This window comes from Labrenzia sp. PHM005, from assembly GCF_006517275.1.
Taxonomy (GTDB): domain Bacteria; phylum Pseudomonadota; class Alphaproteobacteria; order Rhizobiales; family Stappiaceae; genus Roseibium.
In genome coordinates, this window is record NZ_CP041191.1 from 4,756,180 (window position 1) to 4,772,330 (window position 16,151).

General features: G+C 56.1%; 9 protein-coding genes. 2 read left to right on the plus strand and 7 right to left on the minus strand.

Features of this window, described 5'->3' with window-relative positions; genetic code table 11:
• Positions 1–53 precede the first annotated feature (53 nt).
• From FJ695_RS21535 to dapA, 3 genes are all read right to left on the minus strand, one after another.
• The gene (locus tag FJ695_RS21535; protein ID WP_141187354.1) at positions 54–749 is read right to left on the minus strand and encodes a transporter substrate-binding domain-containing protein; all 696 of its coding nucleotides are present in this window, start codon (positions 747–749) and stop codon (positions 54–56) included.
• Between the two features lie 432 nt (positions 750–1,181).
• Complete coding sequence (gene smpB, locus FJ695_RS21540) at positions 1,182–1,661, minus strand: SsrA-binding protein SmpB (protein ID WP_141187355.1); 480 nt, start codon at positions 1,659–1,661, stop codon at positions 1,182–1,184.
• A 45-nt stretch (positions 1,662–1,706) separates the two neighbouring features.
• The gene (dapA, locus tag FJ695_RS21545) at positions 1,707–2,585 is read right to left on the minus strand and encodes a 4-hydroxy-tetrahydrodipicolinate synthase (RefSeq protein ID WP_141187356.1); all 879 of its coding nucleotides are present in this window, start codon (positions 2,583–2,585) and stop codon (positions 1,707–1,709) included.
• A gap of 277 nt (positions 2,586–2,862) precedes the next feature.
• Here dapA and FJ695_RS21550 point away from each other — a divergent pair, with 277 nt between their 5' ends.
• Positions 2,863–3,780 carry an alpha/beta fold hydrolase gene (locus FJ695_RS21550; RefSeq protein WP_209010763.1) on the plus strand — a complete coding sequence of 306 codons (918 nt, stop codon included), beginning with the start codon at positions 2,863–2,865 and terminating at the stop codon, positions 3,778–3,780.
• Between the two features lie 241 nt (positions 3,781–4,021).
• Here FJ695_RS21550 and FJ695_RS21555 read toward each other — a convergent pair whose 3' ends face one another.
• The 4 genes from FJ695_RS21555 to parA all read right to left on the minus strand — a co-directional run bounded on the left by FJ695_RS21555 (position 4,022) and on the right by parA (position 14,363).
• Entirely contained in the window at positions 4,022–5,194 is a 1,173-nt protein-coding gene (locus FJ695_RS21555) for a porin (protein WP_141187358.1), read from the minus strand.
• 478 nt (positions 5,195–5,672) lie between these two features.
• Positions 5,673–7,700, minus strand: coding sequence for a penicillin-binding protein 1C (gene pbpC / locus FJ695_RS21560; RefSeq protein ID WP_209010764.1), 2,028 nt, complete (start codon positions 7,698–7,700; stop codon positions 5,673–5,675).
• A 115-nt stretch (positions 7,701–7,815) separates the two neighbouring features.
• Positions 7,816–13,248, minus strand: a complete 5,433-nt coding sequence (locus FJ695_RS21565) for an alpha-2-macroglobulin family protein (RefSeq protein WP_209010765.1) — start codon at positions 13,246–13,248, stop codon at positions 7,816–7,818.
• A 473-nt stretch (positions 13,249–13,721) separates the two neighbouring features.
• The gene (parA, locus tag FJ695_RS21570) at positions 13,722–14,363 is read right to left on the minus strand and encodes a ParA family partition ATPase (protein WP_141187361.1); all 642 of its coding nucleotides are present in this window, start codon (positions 14,361–14,363) and stop codon (positions 13,722–13,724) included.
• Between the two features lie 357 nt (positions 14,364–14,720).
• On the opposite strand from parA, the gene FJ695_RS21575 reads away from it, so the two are divergent.
• Positions 14,721–16,136 (plus strand): GGDEF domain-containing protein, encoded by a 1,416-nt coding sequence (locus tag FJ695_RS21575; protein WP_141187362.1) that lies wholly within the window; start codon positions 14,721–14,723, stop codon positions 16,134–16,136.
• The last annotated feature ends 15 nt before the right edge of the window (positions 16,137–16,151 follow it).

The following is a 16,151-nucleotide window of genomic DNA, read 5'->3' on the forward strand; positions in this document are numbered from 1 at the left end:
AGTCTCCGGAGCTGAAAATCCTACAAATATTTTAAGCTCCGGAGGAACATAAGCTATTCCATGTTGGCCAAGTGGGCATTGAACTCACGAACAAAAACTTCCGTCTCAGAAGTTGGTTTGCACAGTACACTGTCATCATGAACGGCGACTGGATTTGCCTTGTCATGCGGAAATGGTTCTTTTCCCATCTCCTCAAAGGTCGTGTAAGCGTCCAGTACATAAGCAATAAAAGCATCCAGACGACCGACCTCGAGCTTTTTAATGCTCTGATTGATTGTAGACGCCAAATCAAACTTTATTCCAGCACTCTCGACCGCATTGCCATAGGTCATCCCATGCCGCGCTCCAACCTTTTTGCCAGCAAGATCAGAAAGCGAGTTGACCGGTGCCGACCCTGGAGCCGTCCATATGTAAACTTTTGCCTCGGTCATTGCAGTTGTCACTAGATAGTCCGCAGGATAGTCATAAAAGTCGGTGTTCTTATTTGCAGGCGACAGGCAGCAGTTCTCGCAGCGTTCGAATTCAATTGCGGCTCTGTTGGGAGGAAGAACCTTCAAAGCCACGGGAAAACTCGAGGTCATGGAGGTGAGGACCTCGTCATAGAACCCCTTTCCGTCTCCCTGGTGCAACCCTTCAATTTCGGTTGCAATGATTGTAATCCCGGCAGCTTTGACAGGCAAAGAAAACACATTTACTGACAGCAAACCGACTGCCACAGCTGTCAGAAGTTTCGATTTGTTAGTGTACATGAGGCCTAACCTTCAGCGGGAGAAACTAGGTCGCCGAAGACTATGTATGTGATGTCAACACAACCACTGACCGGGAAGAGAACAGAGTTGAGACGCCATCAAGACGTGCATTTTTGCGCACAACTACCAATACTGTTTTCTGACAATTCGGGAAACCGATTAAGAAGCCGCCAAGAATTTCCCGCTGTGCGAGCGCAATCATAAACCCACCACCTGAAACGACGAGCGGTACAAATGGCAGGTCGCCCATACACAGTGAATTTCTATTCGCCGCTGAGCAGATTCCGGCAGAAGAATTTCCACACCTTGTGAACTGTTTTCCCACCGAAAGTTAACTGGCAACAAGTCACAGGATACGCACAGGTTTCTCACAACCTATGCACTTCCAATCCACAACCAAATAGGCGATCTGTTGCCGGACGTATTGGTAAATCAGGAGAAATTCTTCATTAGCCGCGACTTTTCACGCTGCCAATCGCGTTTCTTTTCCGTTTCGCGCTTGTCGTGAAGCTTCTTACCGCGTGCCAGGGCCAGTTCCAGCTTGGCCTTGCCTTTGTCATTAAAATAGAGCTTGAGAGGGACAATCGTCTTGCCCTCTTTCTGGACTGCGCCGGCCAGCTTGCCGATTTCCCGCTTGTGCAGCAAGAGTTTGCGCGGACGGCGCGGTTCGTGGTTGAACCGGTTGCCTTGCAGGTATTCCGGAATATAGACGTTGTAGATCCAGATCTCGCCCTGATATTCCGCCGCATAAGATTCGCCAATATTCGCCTTGCCGGTCCGAAGAGATTTGACTTCCGTGCCCTTCAGCTCAAGACCAGCTTCCAGCGTATCTTCGATTTCATAATTAAACCGGGCCTTCCGGTTGTCGGAAATGATGGTCCGGCCCGGAACGCCCCCTTTTTTCGGAGCCATTTTGTCTTTCCCAGGGCGTACCAGAGCACGCCCATTTCCTTTAAATCAGTTGATCAGACCGGCGTGTGCCAAAGCGTCCCGGATCTCAGCTTGCGTTCCTTCGGTGATTGGAACCAACGGCAAACGCAGTTCTTCTTCAATCTTGCCCAGAAGGGACAATGCGTATTTCGACCCAGTCGGGTTCGGTTCCAAAAACAACGCCCGGTGGAGCGGTGCAAGCCGGTCTTGATACTCAAGTGCTGTCTTGTAGTCGCCTGCCAACGTCGCCGCCTGGAATTCTGCAGATAGGCGCGGCGCAACATTGGCGGTCACGGAAATGCAGCCGACACCACCGTGCGCGTTGAAAGCCAGAGCCGAAATATCTTCACCAGATAGCTGGTTGAACTCCGGGCCACACAATTGGCGCTGGCGCGACACCTTCGCCATGTCCGCGGTCGCATCCTTGACACCCTTGATGTTTTCACAGGTCTCAAACAGCTCAGCCATCGTTTCCGGTGTCATGTCGATAATCGACCGGCCCGGAATATTGTAAATCAGGATCGGCAAACCAACGGCATCATTGACGGCCTTGAAATGTGCTTTCAAACCCGCTTGGTTTGGCTTGTTGTAATAAGGCGTCACCACAAGAAGGCCATCAGCGCCTGCTTCTTCAGCATGCCGTGCGAAGTCGATGGCTTCAACAGTGTTGTTGGAGCCAGCGCCAGCGATGACCGGCACCCGGCCAGCAGCCGCTTCAATGCAGAGCTCAATGACCCGCTTGTGTTCGGCGTGCGACAAGGTCGGGCTTTCGCCGGTGGTGCCAACCGGGACCAGTCCGGTCGAGCCTTCCTTTATCTGCCAATCGACGAATTCCTGAAACCGTTTCTCATCAACGGCCCCGTCCTTGAATGGCGTGATTAGCGCTGGGATGGAGCCTGTGAACATCTCGGTTTCCTTTAAGATCGGCGATACAGGGTTAAGCCATGCGGGCGGATGCCCATGGAGTTCTAACGGAGGCGCAACATACTCATCCGACCGGCATCGGGCAATCCTGCAACTGCTGTTTAGGTCCCTCATTTTTGCTTTTCTTAGCGGTGTGTTGGTGCCAGCCCACACTTCACCCCTTTTGCGTGTATCTTCGCAGTGCAAACTTCTTATGGCAGCGCGCCAACGGCATCGTTATCTTAAAGAAAACCACATACAGATTCAGGGGAGAAACGCCTTGTCGTTTGCACCGGCGGAAATACCGCCCTTTGATCCAGTTTGGAACGGCGGCGTTCCTTTTTCCTATCAAAGCCCCGACGGCCTGACCCTAGCTGGCCGGGAATGGCGTCCCAGGCAAAGTGCCCCTAGCGTCGAAAAGATCCCGGTTCTCTGTTTGCCCGGGCTTTCTAGAAATACGCGCGATTTCAGAGACATTGCGGCGTTTCTTCAAAAACAAGGGCACCATGTTGTTGCGCTGGATTACCGCGGCCGGGGCGAAAGCGCTTGGGATGACGATTGGCGGAACTATGCTCTCCCTATCGAGGAAAAGGACATTGACGCGGCGATCGAAAAACTAGGTCTTTCCCGCTTTGCGATCCTCGGGACCTCACGAGGTGGCTTGCATGCCCTTGCTATGGCTCGCCGCTATACGCCTGACCGGTTGGCGGCAGTCATTTTCAATGACATTGGGCCGCATATAGAAATGCGGGCTATTCACCGGATTGCCGCAACACTCGGCCGCAACATGTCCTACAGCTCCATGACAGACGTTGCGCAATCACTCAGGCAGCTCCTTGGCATGCAGTTCCCGGTATTTTCCGAAGCCGACTGGCTGAAACTCGCAAGTCAATTGGCGTCAGGGCATGAGGGCAAAGTGGTCCTAGATTATGATCCGGCGCTCGCTCATCAATTTGCCAGTTTGGATGACGCCGCGCCGGTGCCGGATCTCTGGCCACTCTATGACGCGGTAAAAGACCGGCCGGTTTTGATCATCCGCGGATCTCAATCGGACCTTTTGAGCGAAGAGACCGCCAATAGGATGGTTGAAACACACCCAAACGCGGAATTGCATTCTGTCCAGGGTCAAGGACATGCGCCGGTTCTTTGGGAACCGGAGACCCACAAACGGATTGCCGGGTTTCTAAACCGGATTTGATTGGGGTTCGCGCGGTTCGGAGTTTTGAATATCCCGACGAACAATGCAGGCGGATGTCCTAATTCAGCGAAAAGCCTAGCTGGGACTAATTAGACTCTATTCAACAAGTGCGATGTGGCAGCGTTTCCGGCGCTTTCTAATCCCGTAGCCTGGCGCAAGGTTTAAATCACACTCTGAAAACACAAAAAGAAAACCCGGCGCTTCCGCCGGGTTTTCCATCAAACCTTAAGATAAGGATTGATTAGAAGGTGCGCTGAACACGGAAAGTCGCGGTCAGATCGTCGTTGTCGACGCCACCAGCACCGAAGTCGTTGTTGCGGTATTCCATTTCAGCACCGATAACCAGACCGGAAACCGGGGTCCAAGCAAGGGTACCGTGTGCGGACCATGCGTCAACGTCGTTGGCTGTGCCAAGAGCGTCGATGGACCAGTACTGACCCTGTACGGATGCAGACACTGTGGAAGTGAAGGAATGGGTCAGACCAGCAGCGAGGCCCCAACCAGTGGAAGTGGACAGGCCAGTGCCAGCAGCGTTCACAGTAGCGTCGTAGCCGCTGTAACCTTCGTGGATGTAGCCGATTGCGCCGTCAGCATATGCTGCGCGGAGACCCAGGCCAGTGTTGGAGCCGAGCATCGGCAGGTTGAAGCGAGCAGAAGCTGCAAGTGCCCAACCGGTAGCAGAGTCAACTGCTGCAGTGGAAGCCTGGTTGTTGCGAACAACACCAGAAAGGTGTGCCTGGCCCCAGCCCTGGTTTACGCTCAACTTACCGACGAGTGCCGGGATGCGATGACCGCCACGTGCGTAGCCACCGAGGAAGCCACCAGCGCGGCCGCCGTTGTCAGCTTCGACAGAAACGCTTGCGGACATGCCGTTGCCGAATGCAGCGGTGTAAGCAAGAACGTTAGCGCGGGAGTCAAGGCCCTGACCGATCTGAGAACCCCAGGACTCACCAGTCCAGCCGTCAAAGAAAGAACCGGTACGACCGAAGGTGAAGCCACCGAGCTGTACGAATGCTTCCCACATTTCTGTGTTGCCGCCAGCGGAAGCGAACGCAGAGTTGTTGGAAGTGAACCAAACGTCGGTGTATGTGCGCAGCAGGCCGAATTCAGTCTGTGTGCGAGCGTCAAGACGGATGTAACCACGAGCACGGAAGCGTGTGGATTCGTCGGTCTTAGCGTCCCAGTTGTTCGGGCCTGTACCTGCGAAATCCTGGAAGCGGTAGTCGGCACGAACACGGCCACCAACGCGCAGGCAGGTTTCGGTGCCCGGGATGTAGAAGAAGCGAGCGCCGTATGCGTCACAGATACGAACGTAGTCAACCGGCTCCGGAGCAACCGGAAGATCAGCTGCCTGAGCAGTGGTGGCGGTTGCAACGGCTGCAGCGCCGAGCATCATGCCTTTAAAGAGTTTCATGTCTGACCTCCAAAAATCAGTCAAATTACCAGCATCATTATGATGCCATTATCCCCGCGAATAATTTCTGTATTTGCTTCCTGACGGAGGTTGGATGTCCGAGGTATGCAAATCAGCGCGGCCCGAAGCCGCTCGCAGTTGTGACCATACGCATACCGATCTGCCGTTCAACTGAGAAATCCGTTTTGGCGGCGTCAGGAAGGGTTTTGAGAAACCGGTGTTGCGTGAATGTCACAAAATCAGGGTCGGCGTTTAGGATTTGGTAGGATTTAGAAGCGTTTGAGCCCAGAATTTCGTTCAAAATCCGCTTTCTTCTGACTTCCGCTCACTTGCAAACCCGCCCCACTCCCCCCTCGTTTCCGCAGGATTCTCCCAAGGAATCGGCAATTGCAGTGACAGGTGGGCTGCCAGACCAATCAACATCAACTCGCAGCCGGGAGTATTCCCAGGAATGGCATCTGTTCGCGAGTGTTGATTCTCAAGGTTTGGATTCGATCGTGACCGACACTTTGGAACTGTGCCCAGCCGCATCAAGAATCATAAGGTTTGCAAACCCTGTTTCCGGTGCAGACCAAAGGAGCCGTTGATCAAACGCGGCCTCGCCAACCGGAGCGCCGTTCACGAAAAGCCTATAAGGCCGCTGACCACCTTGGAATTTGACGACAAGCGGATCACGAGAACCAGACTGTCGTCTTTCAAGCTGAATTTCCGCGCCATTCGGTGGAAAGGTGATTCCCAACCGACTTTCCCGCCGTTTTTGATCTGGCCGGCTTTTTACACGCGCATAACGCAAGGCTTCTGGAACTTGCCTGGGACCGTTCGCCCCATATCCGTGAGGCGGTTGAGGCAAGGAACGGCGCCCGGCCGACAAACTCTGAAAGGCTTCAAAAAGAATCGGAACCGCTGCAGTTGCCCCCGTTTGACCCGGAACCGGCGATCCATCTGCACGCCCAGACCACACCCCAACCACATAGCGTCCGTCATAACCAACCGCCCAGGCATCCCGGTAGCCGTAAGACGTACCGGTCTTATACGCGATAAGACCTTTTTCCGGATTGAGCGGTTGTGGCAGACCGGACAGCGCTTCCGTCACCTGCCAGGCTGCCTTTTCTGGCAAGACCGGTAACGATTTCCGTCCGGACACTTCGGTGCCGGGGCATGATGACCGGCAACTGCGAAGGTGAACCGTGTCTCCCTGTCGAGCCAGAGCCGCAAAACTTTGGGTCAAGTCGCGCAACGAGAGACCAATTCCGCCAAGCCCAATAGCCAGACCCGGGCCCTGTCCTGTTTCCAGAGTCGGCCGAATACCAGCGCGTTTCAACCGGGCCAGCAGTCTGGACGGACCCACGGCTTCCAGAAGCTGGACTGCTGGTGTGTTCAAAGACAACTGCAGCGCTTCGCGTAAAGTTACAGTTCCCTGGTAGGCCAGATCGAAGTTCGTCGGGCGGTAACCGCCGATATTGGTCGGCCGGTCAACGATCAAACTCTCCGGCTGGCCAATCCCCTCTTCAAAAGCGAGACCATATATATAAGGCTTAAGGGTGGATCCTGGCGAGCGGATCGAGCGGGTCATATCGACATGTCCTGCTCGGCCTTCATCCAGAAGATCCGGAGACCCCACACTCGCCAGAATGTCACCGGTCTGATGGTCTGCAACAACCATCGCCAGCGTGAGCGGTATCGGCTGAACAGAAATGCGCCGGCGAGCAAGACTTTCCAGAGCCTGCTGCACATCCCGGTCCAGCGTCAGCTCCAATACGGCCTGCTTTGGTGAGCCCAAGCGTGCGTGGCGGCTTTCGTGGGCCGCCAAAATCGGCATTGCATGCCGCTTGGCCCGTAGCGGCTCCCGCGCTGCCGATTGAGCCTCTTCCAGATCCAAAACACCGGCAGACACCGCCCGGGCCAAAACCCGGTTCCGCGCGTTTTTGGCATTTTCCGGAAAGCGGTCCGGCCGCCGGCGCTCCGGACTTTGCGGCAGCGCGACCAAAAGAGCGGCTTCTGCCGGTGTCAGCCGGCGGGGTTCTTTGCCAAACCAAATCAAACTGGCCGCGCGGACACCCTCAACATTGCCGCCAAAAGGTGCGCGCAACGCATATAAATGCAGGATCTCGTCCTTCGTTGCAGTTTGTTCCAGTTGAACAGCTTTCAGGATCTGCAAATATTTGCGCTGAACCGTTTTTGTCGGCGTCTCCTCCAGAAGGCGGGCGACCTGCATGGTCAGCGTCGACCCGCCTGAAACAAGGCGGCCATTTTTCAGTGCCTGAAAAAACGCCCGGCCCAGCGCGCGGATATCAACGCCGCCGTGAGACCGGAACCGTTTGTCTTCGTAGGCCTGCAGCATCTCGAAATAGAGCGGGTCGATCCCGGCAGGATCGACCGGAAGCCGCCATTTGCTATCTTCACTGGTGAATGCGCGTAAAAGCCGGTCGTTCCGGTCAAGAACGACAGTGGATACGGACAGATCTGATACAGATGGCATTGGTGGCAGAGCTTGGTAGTCACTCACGACTTTCCAAGTCAGAGCAGCGGCACACAACACGCCGCTTCCTCCGATGGCAAATCCCCAACGTCTGATCGATCCTATTTTCATCCAAAGACGCTTTCCGTGTAACCAGCCTTCCCTAACGTGTCGGCCCCAGCACCACGAACCGGGATGTCTCCGTCACGGCATGCCGCTCCGGCCGGTACATATCTTCAACCGAGGCCGGCGGGTGGGCAAAGTCACCCGGCGTCGCTGCGCGCGCTAGATAGGCAAATGTCAGTTCCTGGTTGCTCCAACGGGTTTGATCAACAGACACTTCGAACGTCCCGGCGTGGAACGAACTGTATTCTGGCGTATCAATAGTTGAGAGAAACGACAGGCCGCCAAGGTCGCCGGAACGCACAAGGCGGGGATTGTCGATGGCCAGCCCTGCAGGCAACCGGTCGACCACCATCAAGCGGCCAGGTTGATCGGTAAGCGCCCGGACCGTGACCACCACAGCAACCCGCGTGTTGACCGGCACGGCGGACGGGTCGAGAAGATTGCCGTCTAGATCGTACAGCGTGCGCTCAACAGCATAGTCCTTGCCTCCGGCTGGTTCCGGGCTCAACGGCTGACCGGAGACGGACATCAGCAACTCGGCGGGTTTCGCTCCGTTGTTGCGCACGTCTACCTGTCCAGCCTTCAAGTCGTCCCATTCTAGGATCCAAGCCAAACGGCCAGGTTCTTCCACACCGCTCACGGAGATAAGCGCCTCATCTGCGGATTTGTTCAAGGCATTTGCCGCAAGCAGCAGCCAGGCCATATCCTGGGTCGACCGGCTTTGCGTGGCGGTATCGGCTGATGAGAGCGCCTCTACTGCCCGGCTATTGAGGTCATCGGTTACCGACGCCGTCACAACATAATCAGTGACACCGGCCGCATCGCGCAAAGGCGAGCCAAAGTCCTCACGATAGGACCGGCCCGGTCCAATCGACAAAGCGTCGATCGCCGCACCAAAACCTGCCGCTGCACGCTCGTCTTCGCCATAAAGAGCGAGACTTGCCGCCAGCTGAGCCTTGGCGAGCGGGGTGGCAAAGCTCTGCAATTTGGCATCGAGGTAATACCGGAGGTCGCCCATGGAAGCCCGGCCGTTTCGCGCCAAGACATAAAGCGCATAGGCAATGTCTTCCCCGCCGCTTTCAAAATCGGATGCATAGGCAATCCGGTTTTCCAAATTGTCGAGTGCAGACGTAAAGGCGATGTCCGGAACTCTGTAACCTTTCTCCCGCGCCCGGGTCAGGAAGTCGGCGACATAGGCATCCAGCCAGGTCCCGCCACTGCCATAACTGTTCCATAAGCCAAAAGAGCCGCCGGACGCCTGATTGGCCAAAACAGCCGCAATCGCCTTTATGACACGCTCCCGGATTGCATCATCGCCGCCGAGACCAGCTGCTTCCGCGACTTCACTTAGATAAAGGAGCGGCAAGGCACGGCTGGTGGTCTGCTCGGTGCAGCCATAAGGATAGCGGTCGAGCGCGCCCAAAAGCCCGGCAATATCAATCCGTGCAGCCCCGCCGGCCGTCAGCGTGACTTTCACGCTGTCATCGCGCAGATCGTCGAAGCTTGCCGCCGACACTTCCAGATTGTTGCCAGGTGCCAGATCAAAGCCATAGTTCCGCACCACAGGCGGCTGGGTATCCTTGATCTCCAAGTTCAGCCGTTTGACGACCGTCTCATCGGAGGAGTTGGACAGGGATGCCACGATTTCTGCGCGTCCCAGAGCCTCTCCGGCAGAAATGGGCACAATCACTTGTGCCTTTTTGCCTGTTTCCAGATCGAGAACCTGAGCGTACCCGCTGCCGCCCCCAAGACTAAGCCCGTCACTGGCGCTCAACTCAAGATCATAGGATCCGGACGGTGCATCGACGGGATCGATTTCCAACAAAAGACGTGAGCTATCTCCCGGCGCCAGAAACGCTGGTGTGCTCGCACTCATGACAATCGGCGCCCGAACTTCCACGTCTTGTTCGCCGTGACCAACGCCGGACGCACTCCAGGCGACCGTGATCAAGCGCAAGGCACCATTGAAGTCCGGAACGTCGAACGTGACGGTCGCTTCGCCTTTGTCATCGACCTTCACCAAACCGGAGAATAAAGCCACCGGTTCATCGTCGGGCGGCGGTGCATCCAAACGCATACCCATGCCATCCCCGCCGGAGCGGACTTTACCGCGCGCACCTGCCGTTCGGTCGATCAATTGGCCATAAAGGTCCCGAATATCAGTGCCGAGGCGGCGCTGGCCGAAATACCAGTTTTCGGGCGCCGGGGTCTCATAGGCTGTCAGATTGAGAATGCCGACATCAACGGCTGCGACTGTGATGTAAGCCTCTTCTCCAGCTTCCAGGTTGGCCAGCCGGATCGGCACATCCAATTGTGTCTGTGGCCGGATCTGTGCGGGGACATCCATGACCACCTGGAGATTTCGATCTTCCGGATCAACTTGCAGCCAGGACAGGCCCATGGCCCGCGACGGCATTTGGCCCTGCGGCAAATCCATCGGCCGGTAGAGACTGGCGGTGACATAGGCGCCCGCCCCCCAACTCTCCTCGACCGGGATATCGATTTCGGTTTCTTCTGCTGAAACATCAACCGTTTGGGTCGAAAGCACACCGTCCGCAACGACGTTGATCAGCGCTGTTCCGGCCATTTGCGGTTTCAACCGGAGTTTTGCGACCTCACCAGGCCGGTAGGTTTCCTTGTCGAGGCCGACATCCAGATAATCCGGCGTGTCAGACGTTGCATTGGCCGTATACCACCCTGCCTGGAACGTCACCCGCGTTGCAGTCTGCAAGTTGCCTGACCCTTGAACGTCCAGCCGATATTCGCCCCACTCGACAGGAAGGGACAGATTGGCCGGCTGCTCTTTGCCGATATCCAGCTTGCCCGATGAAATCCGGCGGGTTGAGGTGATCGGTTCATAGGACCAGCGGCCATCCAGCCGGTACCACTGATAGCGCCGGTCGACCTTTGAGAGCGTCCAGGTCACCCCATCGGCACTGCTGCGTTCACCGTCAGTCCCAATGACAATGACCGAAAAGTCGGCTGGGCCACCTTCATCGACCCCGCCGTCAAAAGCGGCTTTGATGCCAATGCGCGGTCCGTCAAGAACAACGGGCAAATCCAACGTGCGCTCGACATACCGTCCACCTGTTTCAACAAGGCGCGCAACAAGCTCGGCATCGTAAAGACCGGTTGTCTCCGGCAATCCGGGCAATACAGCCCCAAAAGACAGCTGGCCTTGGTCATCGGTCTTGAGACCTGAAGGAAGCGGTGAACGCTCTGAATAGGCGTTCGGGTCTTCAATGCCGAATTTGTAACCTGGATAGGTGGCAAGCGTGCGGACTGGCCGGGCAATCACATCCCCTTCCAGAGACTGGCCGCTCGCCGGCGAGCCATAGAGAAACTTCGCGGATAAAGCGACTTTCAAAGGCGCGGTGCGGCTGAAGGTATTTGCATCCGTTTCCAGGGCAAAATCGACGCGCTCGGGCTGGTAGTCCTCAACCAGAAACGTCTTGTCGGCAAGCGCTTCTCCATCCGGATCCAGGAACACCTGCCAGGACCAAATCCCCTGTTGCGCCGTCGGGCTAAGGGTCACGTCTTTCACATAACCGCCAAGACCACCATCTTGAACGGTGTAGCGGGCATGTTCCACGCCATCGGGACGGCGGATGATGAAAGTCATCGGCAGGCCGGATTGAGCCTCAGCCTTTGCCGTTCTGAGCAAGGCTTGAGCATGCACTGTCTCTCCGGCTTTATAAACGCCCCGATCCGACCAAGCGAAAACATCGAGCGGCCCTGGTGCCGGACGTCCTTCTACGCCGCGGTCGGACAGATCGAAGGCCGGTTTGCGCAAGTCCAGGAAACCGTAGTCACCCTCGGCTGTTTCTGCGACCAACACACCGGGTGCGCTGCCGCCGTGCCCCCGGGTCAGACCAGCGGCAAACTTTGCAAACCCGTCTTTATCCGTTTCTCCGGTTCCCAAGACCTCATTGTTGACCGCAATCAGCCGGACATTCACCCCGGAAATTGCTTTGGCGCGCGACAACGAGCGGACATTGGCCGAAATCCCGCTAGCGCCGGTCATAGCTGTCAGGCCGAGATCGGACACCAGGAACCACTGTGTTGCCAACGGTCCCCATTGGTTTTTCAAATCCAGTTTGGACCTGGCAGTCATGGCATAGATGCCGGGTTCCATCTGGAGCCCCGTCTCCGACAGTGGAATGGCAGTCGTGATGTCTTGATTGAGCTCATTGCCGGTCTCGATCACACCTGACCAAACCTTTTCGCCGAGATCCTGTTCAATCTTTTCGGCCTGATAGCTGCCCAACTGGCGCAGGAACCTGTTGTCCCGCAAGACGTCCGCCACACCCCTGTCGCCGACCCGATAAATGGTGGCCTCAACTTCGTTTGTGTTGACCGAGACGATTGGAATGGTCGGTTCGCCGCCCGCTGGAAGGACATAGGAGCGGCCGAGGAAATTCACCGATGGACTGCGGTCCCGAACATAGACCGACACCTCTGCGGATTTTTCCAGTTTTTCACCGTCGGCGGCCGGCAGCCCGCTGCGCGCGGTCAACTGATACCGTGCACCGTGACGCACACCTTCGGCGCAGATTTGGGCACCGTCGGCTTCAATGGAGACAGTCCCATCACCACGCACCGACACATAGGGACTGAGATCTTCACCGACCGGTAGTTTCTGCGAAAAGACCAGACAGACCCGCGGCGTAGAACTGTCAGAATCCACCTGATGGTCGACGATCCGGAAGCCATGCTGTGCCATCAGCTTGTCATACCGGCGCCGGACTGGGGCACTTTCTTCCAGGACAAGCGAAGCCCGCAGCGCCTTGATGGCGCCCTTGTAATTGTCGCGCAGAACGAGGCCGCGCCCGAGCAGATCGAGGGCGAGCGCGCGCTCGGGTTTTGTCACCGCACGCAAATAGGCGTTTGCGGTAGCCGAGATCAGGTTTTTGCGTTTCGTCTCCTTTTCCTGCCAATCCTTTGGATCCTGTACGATCAGTGCCGAACTCAACTGGACCCAAGGATCGAACTGCGCAGAATCAAACACGATCAACTGGAGAAAATCAGCTTCGGCCAAGGCGCCATCGCGGTTTGCCAGCGCATTCAATCCGTTACGACGATTTGTTTGCGGATCGAGTCCATTTGGACGCGTGGTGTTCTCGATCCTCTGAACATAGGTCTCTGCCGCTTCAAGTGTTTTCTGGCTGAGGAAGGTCAGCTCGCCCTTCCGCTCGATTGTTGCATCGGCGCGGACCGGCTGAACTTCGACAATTCGGCCAGCCACGGCTCCGGCGAAACTCTGCAATTGACCGGCACCGGATTTCAAAAAACACCAACCGGCGCTGGTGTTGAAGGTAAAGGCCCGGCACTGGTTATCGCCGATACACGCCGCCTTGCACCCCTCCAGGTCCACATCCTTGACGGTTCGATAGTCACTACCAAAGAAATCGGCATCGTCGATGGTGACGATCCGCCGGTCTTGGGCAGGCGCTGAAACAGTTGCCCCCAAAAGCGCCGCACTACTGGCCAGAAAAACGCCAGCTATTAAGCAAGTGAATCTAAAAGCGGATCTATCTGATTGTTTTAAAGACAAAAACTTCGAAAAATGCCACATGGCCAGTCCTCCCGGGCCGAATAACTTTTTCCATCAAGGCACCGGATCATGACGAGGACAAGGCAATTTTATTTTTGGTGGCCAAATGCCGCCCGGCCGGGGGTCAGAGCACCGGGCAAAAACGTGGAAGCGCTTGACCCGTCTCATTTGTCTGCTGGCAAGGCGGGCCGGCCGCAGTGGTGCAGGCACCATAAGGGCGGGCCAACGCAGGCCAGCAGGCTCATGAGACGAGGCCCTTTGGGTGACTTTGGCCAGCCCACCGGCTGCGTTGCATATCTTGCCCGATGCCCCGCATCGCGCTGCGTGCCGCGCCTACCCGGATAGACCGGCCAAAGCCATCAAACGGTTCCACGTTTACGACTGGTGCTCTAGCCCACCCGGGCAATCAATTCATCGATCAACTGGCCAACTTCCTGAGAGGCTTTGCTGGAGGGGGCATTTTCAGTCACCGCAATCCCCTTGCCCATGGCAGAGGCAAAGACAGTCCGGTTGCCAAGGCGCGCGCTCAAAGCATCGTAGCCGGAAGACGCGATCGCTTCGGCCATCTCTCCAGTGAGGGAAGCCCGCGGCGGCACCCGGTTCATGACAAGAAGCGCCGGTGTGCTTTCTCTGGCAGCCAAATCAATCGTCTGAGAGGTCGCCCAAAGGTCCACCGGGGTGGGCTGGATCGGAACAATCACAAAGTCTGCCGCATCAATGGCTGGTTTGGCATCGGTATCGGTCTTTGGCGGTGTATCGACGATCACATACCCATGAGAACGTGCCAGGGAGCGTGCTTCGCGGCGTGCCCCCCAACCGGAAGCAGTACGGAACTCCAAGCCAGTCTGGTCTTCGCCGAGGTTGTCTTCGCGGGCCTCGTACCAAGTCCCAAGAGACCCTTGCGGATCGACGTCGAGAATTGCGACCGGTTCACCAGAACGTTCCGCCAGCGCCACAGCCAGATGAGCGGCGATGGTGGTTTTTCCCGAACCGCCCTTTTGCTGCGCAACTGTAAGTATGCGTCCCGACATCACTACTCTCCTATTTTCTTAGCCGCATATTGCGACGCAACGTTTCGCAATGCAACAAAGAGCCGTGTGTTTGATTGAATTAACGTCCCTCTTACACCTTCCCGGCACCATACCTTCCGTGGGATAGTATCAGCCAAGCAACACGGGGGACCGAGCCTGGAACCTTTACTGACCAGAACGTGGCGTCTTCGCTGGCGCAACCCGGCTTTTTGCAAGAGGGTTCTGCGCCGTCGGCTTGACGGGCACTCCCCCCAAAATGTGGGTGCGCGGTCGGTAGAGTTCAATCTTGCCTGGCTGGAACGATGGAGCGGAAACTTTGATCCCGCCAATGCTTATGCCGATGCAGCATTAAAGTTGATGGACCAAAAAACCGATCCAGAGGGTTGGGTTGAAATGATGACCGTCAAAGCGGTCTGTTCCTACAGTCTGGGAAACCATACCCAGGCTGATGAGACACTCAACGAAGCTTATAACATTTTAGGACCGGCCTCCTACTCCGGTGCAGGCATTGAAGTCTTGTCCATTCTGGCAATTTTGGCGAGATACTCTGAGACATATGACAAAGCATATGAATATTTGGATCAAGCCATGCGGATCGCCGAAGATCCGCGGTTCCATTTTGAACCGGCCCGCATCCTGCAAGTAAAATCTCGCGCGGATCTTGATTCTGGTGATATTTCGGCGGCTCTAACATCGGCCCAAGAGTGCATTATTCAATGCATAGAACACCGTAATCGGCTGGTGCTCCCCTACGCCTATGAAGTTTTTTGCGCAGCCCTTGTGGCAAGCGGCGAATTTGAAGAAGCCCGTTTCAATGCGGAAAAAGGAATAGCAGCGGCTGTCTTTACTGAAGACACCCGCGTTACATGCCAGCTGCATTATGAAATCGGCAAAAGCTACCTGAAAGAACACAAACCAGATCTGGCGATCGCAGCTTTCAATACCGGCCTCTCACAGGCCAGAGCGGTTGACTACCTTCTATGGATCCGGAACTTTCACTTGCAGCTTTCACGGACTTATGAACTCAACGGTGCCTACAAAGAAGCTTTGGATCACCTCAAGATTTATACCGATATGCAAGCCGAGCAGTTTAACCGGGAAGCCCAGAGACAAAGCAATGAATTGCGCAGCCAGCTTGAGCTGCAACTTGCCCGCCGGAGCGCAACCTACGAACGCCAATTACGGGATCAGAGCGAAACCCTGAACAAAGAACTTGTGCATGCCAATTCCGCCCTTCGGGATCTTAACGAACAAATGCAATTCAATTCTTTGCATGACGCGCTAACAGGTGTTGGCAACCGCCGTATGATGCAACGTTTTTTCCGCGAGACAGTCTATTCAGATACACCTGCAACAGCGGTTGGCGCGCTCCTGATCGATCTGGACGGCTTCAAAAAGGTCAATGACGACTTTGGTCATGACATCGGAGATGAGGTGATCGTCGCAATCAGCACCCGATTGCAGAACTTGGTCCGTGAGGGAGAACTCTTGGCCCGGATGGGCGGCGATGAATTTCTGATCGCTTCACTACAACGGACAACGCCGTCAAAGCTTCAAGAGTTGGCCGAAACTGTAATCCGGGATGTCAACAGGCCTATTCGGACCGGGGAGATCGTCGTGTCAGTGGGCGCAAGTATCGGTATTTCCGTTTGTCCAGTCGCGGCAGACCTGGAACGGAAGCTGCTTACAACTGCGGACGCTGCAATGTATCGGGCCAAGCACGCCGGTAGGAACCAAACGTCCATACAACCGGTCTCTGATTTTGCGCCCTAGCTGTCCTCATCGGCC